The 15,050-nt window shown below is 37.3% G+C and carries 8 protein-coding genes; 3 read left to right on the top strand and 5 right to left on the bottom strand.

Annotated elements, in window-relative coordinates; genetic code table 11:
• Positions 1-217: 217 nt before the first annotated feature.
• The 5 genes from FN817_RS10645 to ccoN form a co-directional block, all read right to left on the bottom strand.
• The gene (locus tag FN817_RS10645; RefSeq protein ID WP_142717890.1) at positions 218-1,159 is read right to left on the bottom strand and encodes a YihY/virulence factor BrkB family protein; all 942 of its coding nucleotides are present in this window, start codon (positions 1,157-1,159) and stop codon (positions 218-220) included.
• 1 nt (position 1,160) lies between these two features.
• Entirely contained in the window at positions 1,161-3,488 is a 2,328-nt protein-coding gene (gene tamL, locus FN817_RS10640; protein WP_142717889.1) for a translocation and assembly module lipoprotein TamL, read from the bottom strand.
• Positions 3,488-8,515 carry a translocation/assembly module TamB domain-containing protein gene (locus FN817_RS10635; protein ID WP_142717888.1) on the bottom strand — a complete coding sequence of 1,676 codons (5,028 nt, stop codon included), beginning with the start codon at positions 8,513-8,515 and terminating at the stop codon, positions 3,488-3,490. Before FN817_RS10635 ends, tamL begins: the two co-directional genes overlap by 1 nt.
• Positions 8,516-8,806: 291 nt before the next feature.
• Positions 8,807-9,694, bottom strand: coding sequence for a cbb3-type cytochrome c oxidase N-terminal domain-containing protein (locus FN817_RS10630; RefSeq protein ID WP_142717887.1), 888 nt, complete (start codon positions 9,692-9,694; stop codon positions 8,807-8,809).
• 19 nt (positions 9,695-9,713) lie between these two features.
• Positions 9,714-11,993, bottom strand: coding sequence for a cytochrome-c oxidase, cbb3-type subunit I (ccoN, locus tag FN817_RS10625; protein WP_142717886.1), 2,280 nt, complete (start codon positions 11,991-11,993; stop codon positions 9,714-9,716).
• 184 nt (positions 11,994-12,177) lie between these two features.
• Between ccoN and FN817_RS10620 the strand changes: the two genes are divergently transcribed.
• From FN817_RS10620 to FN817_RS10610, 3 genes are all read left to right on the top strand, one after another.
• Entirely contained in the window at positions 12,178-12,471 is a 294-nt protein-coding gene (locus FN817_RS10620) for a helix-turn-helix domain-containing protein (RefSeq protein ID WP_142717884.1), read from the top strand.
• A gap of 686 nt (positions 12,472-13,157) precedes the next feature.
• Entirely contained in the window at positions 13,158-13,772 is a 615-nt protein-coding gene (locus tag FN817_RS10615) for a response regulator transcription factor (protein WP_142717882.1), read from the top strand.
• Positions 13,773-13,943: 171 nt separating this feature from the next.
• Positions 13,944-14,888, top strand: coding sequence for a hypothetical protein (locus FN817_RS10610; protein ID WP_142717881.1), 945 nt, complete (start codon positions 13,944-13,946; stop codon positions 14,886-14,888).
• The last annotated feature ends 162 nt before the right edge of the window (positions 14,889-15,050 follow it).

The following is a 15,050-nucleotide window of genomic DNA, read 5'->3' as shown; positions in this document are numbered from 1 at the left end:
TATAGATTTAATTGAACGATGAGAATTTTTGTGAAGGTTAATACATTCTAATTTGAAAGCAACGCTAAATTTTTCTTTTCTATACATAAAAAAATACCCCTAAAAAGTGTCTAACTTTTTGGGGGCAGTCCAATTTCAGGAGGATTTTTTATATATGAGTATTATCTCGTATCAAAATAACCCGAATATCAAAACCTCGAAACCCGAACCTCACATTTTACATCTTATCATCACCCTCACCATGCATCTGTTTCAGACTATCTGCATATAACTTGGCTGGAGTCCACCGTGCGTGTTTGGAAAGAACCACCTTATATCCTTTTTTATAAGTATAAACTTTGGTGAATTCGGCGCCAAAAAATATCAGCATACAGGAATAGTTGATCCACATCATAATCAGGATAACTGTTCCGGCAGCACCAAAGGCTGAAGTAGGTTTTACCTGGTTAAAATAAAGACTTAATAAAAACTTTCCTAGTGTAAATAAAACAGTTGTCAGAAATGCTCCTTTCCATACCGGTTTCCAGCTGACCAAAACATCGGGCAGCACTTTAAACATTAAAGCAAATAACAGCATCACAAGGCCAAAACCTACAGCAAAATTCACGGTTTCTACCAGCATATACGTTTCAAATCCAAAATATTGAGTGATAATGGTATTAAACAGGCTGATCAGGGAAGATAAGACCATAGTGATCATCAGAAGAAATCCTAAAATAAGAATCATTCCCAATGAGTTAGCTCTGTCAAGTAAAAATTTAAGTAAAGCTTTTTTTGGAGCAGCTTCTACTTCCCAAAGTGTATTTAACGAATGCTGAAGTTGAAAAAAAAGTGTCGTGGAACCGAAAACCAAGGATCCGACTCCAACGGCTTTCATGAAAATATTCTTTTTGTCAATCAAAGCGCCCGCCAGCATACCTTCAATACTTTTAGCAACATCGGGTCCCATAATGCCGCTGATCTGCGTGCTGATTTGTCCACGGATAGCTTCTTCACCAAAGAAATTTCCTAGTACCCATATGATAATGATCAATAATCCCGGAATTGAAAAGATGGCATAATAAGCAAGACTTGCCGAATCTTTTGATGCGGAAGAATTGTTCCATTCTGTAAATGTGTCTTTCAGAACCTCCCAGAAAAATTTAGCATTTTTGATCATATTAAAAAGGATATCCGATGGCAATATTTAAAACAAGGTTATCTTTTCTCCAGTTAGAGTCTCCGAAATTAATTTTATCGAAGGCCCATCTGTCCCCTTTTTCATAATAAGGAACTCTCAATGGCATGGCCAGATCCAGTCTTAAGATCAGGATAGAAAAATCCAGTCTCAGACCCACTCCGGCTCCCACCGCAATTTCATTTAAAAAGTCTTTTGAAAATTTAGCTCCAGGTCTTGTGGAATCGTCATGCAGCAGCCAGATATTTCCTGCATCTACAAAAACGGCAGCATTTAAAAATTTATAAAGATTGGCTCTGTACTCAGCATTTAATTCCAGCTTCACATCACCGGACTGATCAAAATAAGTTCCCGGATCCATCGTTCGCGGATCAAAACTTCCCGGTCCTAACGTTCTTGCACGGAACGCTCTTATACTGTTACTTCCGCCAGAAAAAAACTGCTTAGAGAAAGGAACAAATTCTGAGTTTCCATATGGATAAGCGATTCCTCCGATAAATCTCGTAGCCAGTGAAGATTTTTCAGTGAACTTATGATAGAATCTAACATCATTTTCAATCTTTACATACTGACTGAAAGGAATACCAAATATTTTCTTTTCCTTATCTTTTTTTACATCTGCTCCGGTAACCAATCCCGTGATATTTCCTGCAAGATCAAGAGTTCCTTTATAATAAAAGGTATTGGTTCTTGGCAGCATGGTATTGGTATACGTGTAAGAATAGGTAGGACCAAAAATTAGCTGTTTATCGACAATTCGTCGCATAGCAGGATTATTGGCAGATTTAGCGTAATATTCATCTGTAACATTTGCTGGCGATACCAATGTAATATCAATGACTTTCAGATCATGTTCTTTTCTTGCATTTTCTTTCCACACATATCCGAATGATCCGGTGAAATTATTAAGAGTGTAATATTGTGTTCTGTTCTGAAATTCATATCCCAATGTGATATTCGTTCTGGGAACAAATTCACTGGAAGAATGAAAACGGAACGGTGCCACAATTCTCGGGATCGAAAGCTGCACATTTGTTCCTGCACGGAAAATATTATTGGCATTTTGAGCGCCTCCCATCTGGAAATCAAAAGCTCCGTAGATGGATGCTTTAAATTGTTCTGCACCTCTGAAGAAATTTCTGTGCGTCCAGTTCAAGTTCAGCTCACTACCTGCATAGTTGGCAGAGTTGGTTCTTCCCAAAGCTTCCAGACGTAGCGACTGCACTTGTCTTGGGGTTAATAGATAATAGGCATCAAATTTATGGCTTAAAGAATCAGATACGATAAACTCGTTCTTTACAAATTTGAAGACACCCAGACTGATTAATCGGTTCAGGGTCAGATTGTGATTGGAGCGGTTATAAAGATCTCCTTTTTTGAAATATAAGGCTCTGTCAAAGATCTTCGGTTTAAACTTATGCTGAGGATCAATAACGTAAATATCATCAAAAGCATATTTTGAAAGAGAATCTTTATCCATCGGAATACTGTATTTTCCATCTTTTACATCCTGAATGTTGTAATTGGGAAATACAATAACATTATCAATGCTGAACTGCTGAGTTGCTAAATCAGGGGTATTGTCTTTCAGTTTTACATTAAGTTCAACCTTATGATTTTTGCTCACCGTACTGTCAGCCTGAACAATAATATTATCAGGATGGAAATAATAAAAGCCTCTTTCTTTTAACCTGTTGTCAATTCTGTCTCTTTCGGCTTTGATGACATCCAGATCAAATGGTCTTCCGTTTTTAAGAAGGGTTTTATCAGTAAGGCTTTGAATTTCCTGGTTCACCAGTGTAGAATCTTTCTGGAATTTTACTCCGTCAATCAAATATCTTGAACCCGGTCTTACCGTATAAATAACCTGGGCTTTTTTATTCTTGGAAACAGTGTCATAAGTCGCTTTAGCATTGAAATATCCTTTATTTTCAGAATAATTTACTATAATATCTTTATTGAACTCTCGGTCTACATCTCCCAATAATACAGGTTTTTCACCCACTTTATATTTAAGCCAGTAATTAAAGCCTTTATCTTTTTTCGGCTCTTTGGCAATATTATAAAAGTATAGTTTGGGGCGCAGTCCTAAAAATGTAGAATTGGGCTTGGGGGTGAGATTAGCTTCTAATGCAGCCTGAAGATCTTTCTTTTCCTTTTTAGAAATTGTATCATTTTCAATCTTTACTTTGGCTCCTGTATAAAGCATCTGGCCTTCTTTCAAAAACCTTGTATTACTGCACGAGACCACAGTGGATGCCATACCGGAAACCAACAGATACTTACAATATATATGGAACTTATTACTCATTATTTAAATTCTACCACTTGGTTATTTTGATTTTTTTTCTGCTTCTTCTCTTTAGATTTCTGGAAAATCTCCCGGAATTTGTCATAATCCAATGTAATGATAAATCCAACTCCGGTTTCTATGATCTGCCCCTGAAGAGCAACCTGATATTCATCCTTGCGGTAAGCACGCAGCATATATCTTCCATCTTTCGAAAGACTGTAATCTACGGAAACATTACCTGCAATATTGGTCATGTTTTCATTCTGGCGGGCCTGGCCTTCCAGTCCGAAATTACTTCCTACCGTTACTTTTAGTCGGTCATTCAATAATTTTTTACTGATATCCACATTCAGGTCAGTTCTGGTGTTTTTCTCTCCGCTGGAATAATCTTCTGAAGAATCAAGACCAAAATTAAGATCTACTCCTTTAATCAGCCCTGCTGCAAGATTGTTCAGCTGCTGAGAAAGAATCTTACTTACACTCTGTCTTGCCATGGTCTCTGCAGACATTCCCGCTCCGCTTTCAAAAGGATTTTCCCCGATGAAACGGTTCAGAAGCAATAATGCAAATACCTGCTTATTCAGCTCGGACTCCTGAGTTCTGATCTGGGCAAGCTTCTGATCTACAACATCTTTTACGTTGGTAGATACAGAATTATTTTTTTCATCTGTAGTAATATCAAAAGTAAGCTGAGGTTTTAATAATTCCCCTTTCATTTTTAATAAAGCATTGAAAGGAACTCTCTGCTTAAACTGATTCAATGTTGAGGCACTCTCTCCACTGATCTGCTGTTCTACAAGATCAATAGGTGGTGCTTCTGTTTTATAAACGGCGGTAATATCCATTTGAGCCGTTGTAGGTTCGCCGGTCCATGTGATGGTGCTGCCTTTCTGGATGTCAAATTTACGTTTCAGGAAACTCACCGAAAGATCATAACTACCTTTTTCCACTTCATATACTCCTACCAATGTGGTTTTTCCTGACGGGTCTATTCCTCCGGTTAATTCTGCTTCGCCCTGAAGCTGTACAAAATCACCATTGGCTTTATCAATGATCAGCGACAGTTTTGCTTCTTTGCTGACTTCAATATTAACGCTTACATCCATTCCTTTGATACGGCTTTGTGCATTAAGAGAATCAGCTTTGATCGTTTTGTTTAAAACCACCTGATCCTGATCTACAAATTCTACAATACCATCTCTTTCCTGCAAAGTAGGGCTGGATTGAGGAAGAACAAAAGTGAAATCTGTATTGTCTGCCACGCTTAATCTTCCGTCTACTTTTGGAAGATCAAGGTTTCCGCGGATATGAAGTCCGGCATCAATAGCAAGAATACCATACATGATTGCATCATTGGATTTCTCTGAATTAACTACTTTAAAGTCTTTTGCATTCACATTCAGGTTAAAGGCGAAATCTCTGTAGGTCTGTGTCAGAACCTGTCCATCTACAACAAGAGCATTTCCGTCTTTATCTTTAATTTTAAATTTATCAAACTCAATTCCCTGGCTCGTAAAATTGATTTCATCACTCAAATGTCTGAAATCACTTCCGGTTTTGGCAATTTCCAATCCGGCATCATTGAATTTTACTTTTCCTAAAATATTAGGTTTATCGGTAGTTCCTGTAATCTTTAAATTTCCTGAAAGATAACCTTCCGTATTGGTAATTGCATTCATAGAAAACCCTTGAATACTCTTCATCTGAAGCTGATTGATCGCCATATTCAGATCGAAAGTACTGGAAGAGGTGTTATAATCTCCCAGGATTTTTACATCATTATTATTTCCGGAAAGTGCAATATCAGCATTTAAAACCTTCGGTGAAGCATTGTTCACTTTTACCGCAAGATTTCCGACAGGACTTCCATAGACGATTAAGTCAGAAATATTCAGATCAGAAGTAAAGGTCATATTTTTAGTCACATCACGAAGCTGTGCGGTTCCGTTAATAGTTCCTCTTGCCAGAACCGTGTCTTTTTTAATAAGTTCTGTAATGGTTTCAATCTTGAAATCTTTTAACGAAATATTCAAAGGACTGCTTGGGCTGTTGGTTTCAGACTGAACAGCAATTTCACTGTTTCCATTGGACAAAATAAAATTATCCGCCAGAATTCCTTTGTTGCTGATCTGGATTTTATTGTTTTCAGCCACGTTCCAATCCGTATAGTTTAGTTTTAAGCCATTCGGGTTCAGAGAAACTTCTGTAATATCATGTAAGGATTTTGCACTTCCGGCAATCAGGAATTGCGTAGCGTCTTTTTCATCCTTTGTGGTAACGTTGTAGCGGATGGTATTGTCAGCAACATCTCCGTCGATATTGATTTTATTTAAAGAAAAACTTGAGCTTTTCAGTGCCGCAACATTCAGGCTGTATTGTAATGCCTGATTTTCATTCGTTACTTTTAAAGCTCCTTTTTCAATAGAATTTTCGCCATATAATAATCGCGGAATCTGTCCGTCAATTTCAATTTTCTGAGAATCTGCATCATAATTTCCTGCCAGATTAATGGTTTCAAAATCTTTCAGATCCGGAACAAATTTTCTGATCAGATCATCATTTTTAATTTTTGCAGTAAAGTTAAAATGCTGTCCCGGATCAATTTTCTGACCTTTATCCGGCTTCTGGAACTGATAATACTGGTTTACAATCTGTGTTAAAGCTCCAAAAATCTGGGTAAGTTTATATTTACCTTTCAGCTCCACATCTGCCACCTGAGAATTGAAAATAATCTGGGTAGAATCCTGAGTGGAAGAAGCTTTCAGATTGACTTCCTGTACAGGATATACTTCTTTGGTATCTGAAAATGCAAAATCTTTAAGGTTTAAATATCCGTTCAGATTATTCGGATCCAGACTGGTGAAATCGCCATCGATTTTTCCGGCAATGATCATCGGTTTTTCATAGAAGCCAAGCTTGTTGACATCAAGTTTAATAACTTCTCCGTTTACTTTTACTGTAGGATTTTTTTCATCATAAACTCCGGAAGCGGTCAGCTGTAAACTGGCATTCGGATCTTTTGAATCTAAAATAACATGATAAGCCCCTTTGTTGATCTTTCCGGTAAGATTCATATTTTGATACCGGTATCCTTTGTAGACCGCAGAAGCAATGTACCCTTTTAAATCGGCATTGGCATTTTTAAAATCAAAACTTTCTCCTTTCGCTGCAATCTGTGCCGTTACAGGACCAATATCTTTATTCTGAATAATTTTTCCTACCTGTATACCCTGAAGATTTGCTTTTACATCATATAACTCATGATTTTTCTTACGCATGTCTACCTGTGCGATGATGGCCGCATTTCCGAGTGTAGAGTAGAGGTTGAGATCTGTATTTACTACTTTGGTTGTTCCTTTTGCATTTCCTTTGATACTGAAATGAGAAGGAAGGGAAATATTGGAAGGAATCGTATTTTTCGGGACAAGATTAAATATCGTTTTGGCACTGGAAGAAAATTCTCCGATTCTCAGATCGTAATACAACTGATCAGGATTCATTACATTTTTAATTTTTCCGGATGCCATTACTCTCAGCTGATCCAGCCCGGAAACTTTAAGATCCTGAATTAAAAGATCATTCACGCTTCCTTTTACATTAGCGTTTACATTGAGAATGGCGTTCGGATATTTATTAAATGGAACTGTATTTCTTAAAGTCGGAACCAGATTCAAAATGTCAGAGAATCCTATTTTTGAATCTTTGATATTGGCTGAAATCTTTACAGCGCCTAAGTTTGAGCTCAGCTGGTCGATAGAGTTATAATTTAAAATAACCTCATCACGCAATATTGTTTTTGGAGTTTGAAGATAAAGATCTTTGAGATAAGCCTCCTTTTCTGCATACACAAAATCTGTATTGAACTTCTGAATGTCCAGTCCTCTTCCCTCTTTGATTTCTGCAGAATTCACTGTTCCTGCAAAAGTATTGTTCTCCATTTTGAAGCTTCTCACCTCCACATTCATTTTTGAAAAATTCAGGTGGTTGAAGTCCATTCCCTGTTTGGTTGGGGCAATAGCGGTATTGTTATAGTTTACCTTTACATCATTCAGAACAAGCTTTCCTAAAAGAAGTTTCATCGCTTTATCCTGATCAGAAACTTTGGAAACTTCAGGTTCTTTTGTCTTTTTCGGATTGGCATTCTGAGCGGGAAGATAAAGGTTGGCGTTAATATCTGCCCCGGAAAGAAATACATTTGAAATATTGTAGGCATTGTTTTCAAGGTCAAGTTTATTGACCTTTGTACTCAGCTCTTTAAATATAACTTTTGCGAATGTTTTGGTATTTTCGTCACTGTAGTCAATATCGAAATGAGTAAGTTTAATCCCCCTCAGTCCAATATTCATCGGTTTTTTTTCATTGAGAGAGTCTACCTTTTTTTCAACCTTTTGGGCAACTTCTTCTACAAGTCCCTGTTTTAACTTTAATTTTAATCCGTCAAGATTAATATCGTTAACCGCGTAATTGTTTTTATTAAGATCAAAAGTTTTTACTCTGGTATCAAACGACTTAAAATATAGTTTAATATCATTCCTGGATTGTTGGTCATTAAAGGTTACCCCAATATCTTTTAAATTGATTTTATCAAGAGAAATAATGAATGGTTTGGAAGAGCTTTCTTCTTTGTCGCTGGTTGCGAAAGCATCAATAATATAATCGAAATTGAATTTGCCATCCGGTTTCCGTACAACATTGGCACGGGCACCTTCCATGCTGACTGAAGTAATGTCTGCTGTAGAATTGAGGAGCTTCAGCATGTGTAAGCCCACATCCAGTTTCTTCACTGCAAGAAGGGTATCTACATCCTGTCCTTTGAGGTAGAGATTTTCCATCACCAAGCTATTGGGAAATCCTATGTAAACTTTTTCAAGGCTTACCTGGGTTTTGATTTTTTTCTCAAGGTAAACAATAAGCTTGTCTTTAATGAAGTTTTGAACGGCAGGAAGTCTTAAGCTTAGTATCAACAGGGTAAGAAGAACCAATATTGAAATAAAGGTTATTGCAATACGCCTTAAAATTTTTGTAGTGTTGATTTTCAGTTTCAAATGCGAAGTGGTTTCTAACAAAGATAATAATACTATTTTATTTGGTCTTTGTTGTGGTACCCTTTTGCGAATGCAAAAATCCTGCCTTGACTGTCTTATTATGGAATTTTTAGTTTGTAGTTGTCAAGTGAATAGTTGAGTAAGACGAACCAAGGCATGGATATTTATTTTAAAAAAGCCCCCTTTATATCATTTTTAGTGTTGAAAAGGTTAGTTAGCAAAAATGAAATTCAAATGTTAGTGTAGTAGAAAAGGGGGCTTGGCATGGTTTATATGATAGATAATAAATTTTTAATTGTTTCCGTTTTCCCATTTTACCTCTTCTCCCTGCGGAGCGGCACCACCTTGGGCTGTTGTAATAGGAGCGGTTTCCTGGTTGATATGGTAAATGTAAGCGGCAATCTTTTCGGCATCTCTTCCTGTGATGGTTCCTTCCTTGATGAAAGGTCTCATGGTAGGATTATTTGGAGAACCGTTTTCAAGCATCCAGAATACATTTTTAAATAAACTTTTTTCTTTAATATTGATCCAGTGCGTATCAGTGAGGTTCGGGCCTATTCCTCCTTTTCCTCCGTCTCCATGGCAGGTAACACAATTTGTTTTGAAAAGTTCCTGTCCTTCTGCGATATTATCAGCACTGTATTTTGCAGATTCCAGATTGATCTGGGGAGCTGTTTTTTCATACTCTTCAATAGATGCCAACATGGTTTTTGCTTCTTTGGTATATTCTACTTCCGGATGGGCATAATCTGTGAAAGAAAAGGCTACCAGATAAACTGCACAGAAGATACATCCGAACCAGAACAGACCGATCCACCATTTCGGAAGTGAATTGTCAAGCTCTGTAATTCCATCAAACCCGTGGTCGATAAGAATATCTTTTTCTTCCGTAACGGATTGTTTTTTGAAGGCAGAATTCCATAATTTCTGATAATAAGGAACCTTTTTGTCTGCCAGATATTGTTTTTTCTCTTCCTCTGATAATCTGTTGAAATTTTCATTTTCCACCAGATCTCCAATCGAATTCATAATGAGCAGGAGGATAATGGCAATTAATATAAGCGCCCAGAAAAAAGGAGAAGAAAAATATCCTGAATCACTGGCGAACATTTCAAAGGCCATGATCGTTAAACCTATCGTTGCTGCGATATATATTGAAATTGGGGTTCTCGTTTTCATTGCAATTCAATTTTAAATGTTACTCTACGCTTGCGGTTTGTACCTGTGTTGTCTTAATATCCGTACCTAATCTTTGCAGGTATGCGATCATGGCTACAATTTCTCTCTGTTCAAGAGGTACATACGCAGATCCTTTTGCTGTTTTCTCTTTTACCATCTGATCTTTTACATCTGTTGCTTCAGCATAGATTCTCTGTACAATTGCTTTTGACTGGTTGTCTGCCCATTGGTTGGCAGAATCTATCTGAGCTTTTGTGTAAGGAACATCGAAAGCATTTTTCATCAGTTTCATTTTATCTACCATCTGATCACGGTCCAGTTTATTGGTAATCAGCCATGGGAAACGTGGCATGATAGAACCGGCAGACGTAATTCTTGGGTTGTACATATGCTTGAAGTGCCAAGAATCCGGGTTTCTTCCTCCTTCTCTGTGAAGATCCGGTCCTGTTCTTTTAGATCCCCATAAGAAGGGCCTGTCATAAATAAATTCTCCGGCTTTAGAATACTGTCCGTTTTTTCCTTCAAATCTTACCACTTCATCACGGAAAGGTCTGATCATCTGGGAGTGGCATGAATTACAGCCTTCACGGATATAAAGATCTCTTCCTTCCAGTTCCAGTGGAGTATACGGTTTTACTGCCGTTATCGTGGGAACGCTTTGCTTCAGTGACAATGTCGGAACAATTTCCACTAAGCCACCAATTGCTATTGTGATAAAAGCTAATATAGAAAGTAGAGTAGGGGTTCTTTCCAACCAAAGGTGTACGCCCTCGCCTTCTTTTCTTGTGCTTCCGATATTGGCCAATGCAGGAGCTTCTGCAGGAACTTCTTTCTGGAATGAACCGGCTTTAACCGTTTTAATAACGTTAATGACCATTAAGATTGCTCCGGACAGATAGAGAACTCCTCCTAAGAATCTCATTTTAAAGTAAGGAATGATCGCCGTAACGGTATCCAGCCAGTTTTTCCACAATAAAGTTCCGTCCGGGTTGAACTGTTTCCACATCAATCCCTGTGTGAATCCTGAAATATACATCGGCACGGCATAGAAGATAATTCCTAATGTTCCCAGCCAGAAGTGCCAGTTGGCCAGTTTTTTAGACCAAAGAGATGTTCTCCACATGATCGGAACCAGATAATATACCACTCCGAACGCCATGAAACCATTCCATCCAAGAGCTCCTAAGTGTACGTGGCCGATAACCCAGTCGGTATAGTGACCAATTTTATTTAATGATTTTGTTGCCAATAAAGGTCCTTCGAAAGTAGCCATACCATAGCAGGTAATAGCCACTACAAAGAATTTCAGAATCGGATTTTCTCTTACTTTATCCCATGCTCCTCTCAGAGTAAGAAGGCCATTCAGCATTCCTCCCCATGACGGTGCAATAAGCATGATAGAGAATCCTGTTCCTACCGCCTGAGCCCAGGCAGGTAAAGCTGTATATTGCAGGTGGTGAGGCCCGGCCCAAAGGTATACAAAGATCAGCGACCAGAAGTGAATAATGGATAGCTTGTATGAGAATACCGGTCGCTGTGCTGCTTTTGGCATAAAGTAATACATCAGGCCTAATACAGGGGTAGTTAATACAAATGCTACTGCATTGTGCCCATACCACCATTGTACCAGTGCATCTTTTACACCTGCATATACAGAATAAGATTTCCAGCTAGTGAAAGATAACGGAACTTCCAGATTGTTGAAGATATGAAGCATTGCTACAGCAATCCAGGTTGCAATGTAGAACCAGATGGCTACGTATAAATGTCTCACTCTTCTTCTGGCAATCGTTCCGAACATATTGATCCCGAAAACGATCCATGAGAATGCAATTAAAATGTCAATAGGCCATTCATGTTCAGCGTATTCTTTAGATGTGTTGATTCCCATTAGGAATGTGATCACTACACTGATAATCATAATCTGCCATGACCAGAAATGGATCCATGAAAGCGTATCACTATACATTCTGGTTTTAAGAAGTCTTTGCATACTGTAGTAAGCACCACAGAAAAAGGAATTACATACGAAAGCAAAAATTACAGCACTGGTATGAAGCATTCTGATTCTTCCGAAGCCCATTGCTCCCTGAGTATTGATCAGTCCCTGAATATTGCCCGAAGCTAAGCTTTTAATAGTTGTATCATCCGTACCGAATAAAAATTCAGGTAATTCAGGATAAAAAAGCATCAATGCAGCTGTAAGCCCCAGCAGAAATCCTACAAGTCCGAATGCGATAGTCGCATAGAGGAATGCTCTGACAATATTATTGTCATAATTAAATTTTTGCGTCTCCATAAATTCCAATAGTGTTTACCGAAGTGATATTTTCTCTGAAAAAAGGCTTATTTTTGACTCTTTTCTATGTTGAAAATAAATATCATGTAACGTGTATAATGTTTTGCCAAAGGTATTTATTAACTTTGTTAGAGGCTATTAGATAATCTTCTAAAATATACCGAAAACTACTAAAACAGAAACGATGAAAGTATGTGGACAAAATATCAGAAAAATTCGAAGAAGTAAAGACTTTACTCAGGAATACATGGCTTTTGAAATGGGAATCTCTCAGAAAGCTTATTCCGATATTGAGAACTCCAAGGTAAAGATCAATCTGGACATACTGACTAAAATATCAACGATCTTGGACATCAAACCATCTGATATCTGCAGTATTTCGCATAAATGTGGAATAGATGCATATGAAGATAAATATCAGGAACTTTTGGAATACATGAAAAAGAATAATATTTCAATTCCGAAAGAGTTTTTGTAGACTTCATTTTCAACCCTACCCAGCTATAAGTTATGATAAAACAATGATCTCCTTCAATTATTGAAAGAGATCATTGTTTTTTTGTTAAAAGAACTGTGTTTCTAGTATGCCTGAAGATCATGGCATTGATGGGGAACAAGTATTGATTTTTTTTCTTTTCAAATTTACTATAATCAATATGTTATTTATAAACAATTATGTAGAAAAAAATTCACGTAATTGTGGATAAATTTTTACAATATATTTAATTTTCTATAATATATTTGTCATAAATATAATGCTGGCCCACTGAATGAAGATTCTTTACTTTATTTCACTCTTGTTTTCTCTATGCATCTACGGGCAAAGCCATACTATCCAATGGTACATGGATAATCGTCTGCCTCAAATCAGTATCAGGGACACTCTAAAAGATAAATATAATTTTATCTGGCTGTTTATGAAAGGCCGGGTTTTACGATATGGCGGGAGTAATTTTGTGGAGTACAAAAATTTTAAGCTTAAAAATGTAAGCTTTGGTGATTATTCGGGGGTCTTTAAGAAAAAAGAAAATGATGGGCCTGTGATTTTCAAAAACTATGCTTTGGATTTTCATATGGTTATTCAGCTGTTGATAAAGATTAATTCCGAAATGACGTTTCATCAAAATACACTGAAAGGAATCTCATTAAAATCCTTATTAAAATATGACAAAAAAAATACTCATTGCAGATGACCATCATGTGGTAAGAATCGGGACTGCTATAATCCTGGAGAAAAATTTTAATTATTTTGAGATTGATTTTGCCGAAACCTATGGAGAGGCAAAACAGAAAATTGAATCTGAAAAATATGACCTCATTATTCTTGATATTGAATTTCCAGGGAGTATCCTCACATCTATGGTTAAAGAGATAAAAAATATTTCTGAAGAAACTCTGATCTTAATATTTACTTCCTACAAAGAAAATATTGCCCTGCAATACATTGAAGAAGGAGCAAATGGATTCATGAATAAGCAGAGTGATCCGGAACAGTTTGTGAAAGCTGTTGAGGCTGTCTTTAAAGATGGGTATTATTATACGCCGGAGATTATGAATGAAATGCTGAAAGGAAATAAAAAGAAAAAAGCAGTAGAGAGTTTATCAGAGAGAGAACTGCAGGTTTTTAATCTTTTAGCTAAAGGAAACGGAAATCTTGAAATTGCAAACATCCTTACTATTGAAGAATCTACTGTAGGAACCTACAAAAGAAGAATCTATCAGAAACTGAAGATTACCAATCTGATTGAACTGTTTGAAATTTATAAACAAATACATTAATCTCATTGCTCTTGTCATAAAATAACTACAATAGTGTGGAAAAATACGTACAGAATCTATTCTTTATTTATTCATTTTTCGCAGTAGGTTCGTACAGCGAAACTTCCATTAATAATTAAGGTATTGGATGGTATTCCGAACCTTTTAGATTCTAAAAATATGTATTTGTTTATGAAAAAAAAGATGCTTTTCATTGCCTTATTGGCCGGTGTAAATTGTATTTTGGTAAATGCCCAGATAGGAAGTGTAGGGATTAATACTGCGAATCCCGGCAGTACCTTGACAGTGAATGGCTCATTTGCGGCAACGTATAAAACAGTTACTGTAAGTGGCGCTGTAGGAGCCAATGACTATTATACCGCCTATAACGGTGCTGTGGATGGAACGTTAACTTTACCGGCAGCCATCACTGGAGCAGGTAATTTTGCAGGACGTACCTATCACTTTAAAAATACGGGCGGAAAAATACTTACCGTTTCAGCCAATGGTTCTGAACTGATTGATGATCAGAACGGGACCGGTCTGGGAGTTCCTTCCATTACAGTTCCTCCTGGATACTATGCATTTCTGGTAAATAAAGGCACGACTACCGGAGCAACATGGGAGCTGGTATTGGTTTCAAGTGCAAACAGTGTTCCTTCAGCAGAATCTACCTATCCTTTTTCAGCAGTGTCTACTACCCAAAGACAAAGCTGTAATGCAACTCCCACTCCCTCTGATCCATGGATACAAACAGCTATTGTTTATCCTCAAGGGACAATTATTAATAAAGGAAATGTGCTTAATACCTCTACAGGGGCATTTAAGGCACCCAATGACGGGTATTACGTAATTCAGGGGTCTACACAATTTGACAATGGGAGCGTAGCCGGAAATCCAAACTTTACATGGACCGTGTTGTATCTTGTAAAAAATTATGTTCCCGGTATTGGCGGAAGTGTATTAGTCCAATCCTATCAACCTACTGTAACGAGAGTTTTTGGTTCAAGCGTTTCATGCATGACTTATCTTAGTGCAGGGGAAACTGTAAGCATGGCTTCTGTAGCCGGCGTATCTGCCGGGAATAAGTACGAAGTGGTGACAAGTACTATGTTTGGGTATAAAATAGCGAATTAATATCATATTGATACTGTGGAAAGCGGTCTTAATCTATCGGATTAAGGCCGTTTTTATCATTATATTTTAAATTTTATTTGCAAGGGGCTAATCAGAAAGGGGCTTTCCGGTTTGAAGAATCCCGAATTCTCAATTTACCCCATGGAATGTGAATTTCTCTGA

Origin of the sequence: Chryseobacterium rhizoplanae, from assembly GCF_900182655.1 — a bacterium.
Taxonomy (GTDB): Bacteria; Bacteroidota; Bacteroidia; order Flavobacteriales; family Weeksellaceae; genus Chryseobacterium; species Chryseobacterium rhizoplanae.
Note: the sequence above shows the minus strand (reverse complement) of the source record. Positions and strands in the feature narration are given on the sequence as shown.

What these genes read in the sequence shown, in the direction of transcription:
- FN817_RS10645 (WP_142717890.1), bottom strand. Translation starts at nt 1,159, where the DNA reads ATGATCAAAAATGCTAAATTTTTCTGGGAGGTTCTGAAAGACACATTT.
- tamL (WP_142717889.1), bottom strand. Translation starts at nt 3,488, where the DNA reads ATGAGTAATAAGTTCCATATATATTGTAAGTATCTGTTGGTTTCCGGT.
- FN817_RS10630 (WP_142717887.1), bottom strand. Translation starts at nt 9,694, where the DNA reads ATGAAAACGAGAACCCCAATTTCAATATATATCGCAGCAACGATAGGT.
- ccoN (WP_142717886.1), bottom strand. Translation starts at nt 11,993, where the DNA reads ATGGAGACGCAAAAATTTAATTATGACAATAATATTGTCAGAGCATTC.
- FN817_RS10620 (WP_142717884.1), top strand. Translation starts at nt 12,178, where the DNA reads ATGAAAGTATGTGGACAAAATATCAGAAAAATTCGAAGAAGTAAAGAC.
- FN817_RS10615 (WP_142717882.1), top strand. Translation starts at nt 13,158, where the DNA reads ATGACAAAAAAAATACTCATTGCAGATGACCATCATGTGGTAAGAATC.
- FN817_RS10610 (WP_142717881.1), top strand. Translation starts at nt 13,944, where the DNA reads ATGAAAAAAAAGATGCTTTTCATTGCCTTATTGGCCGGTGTAAATTGT.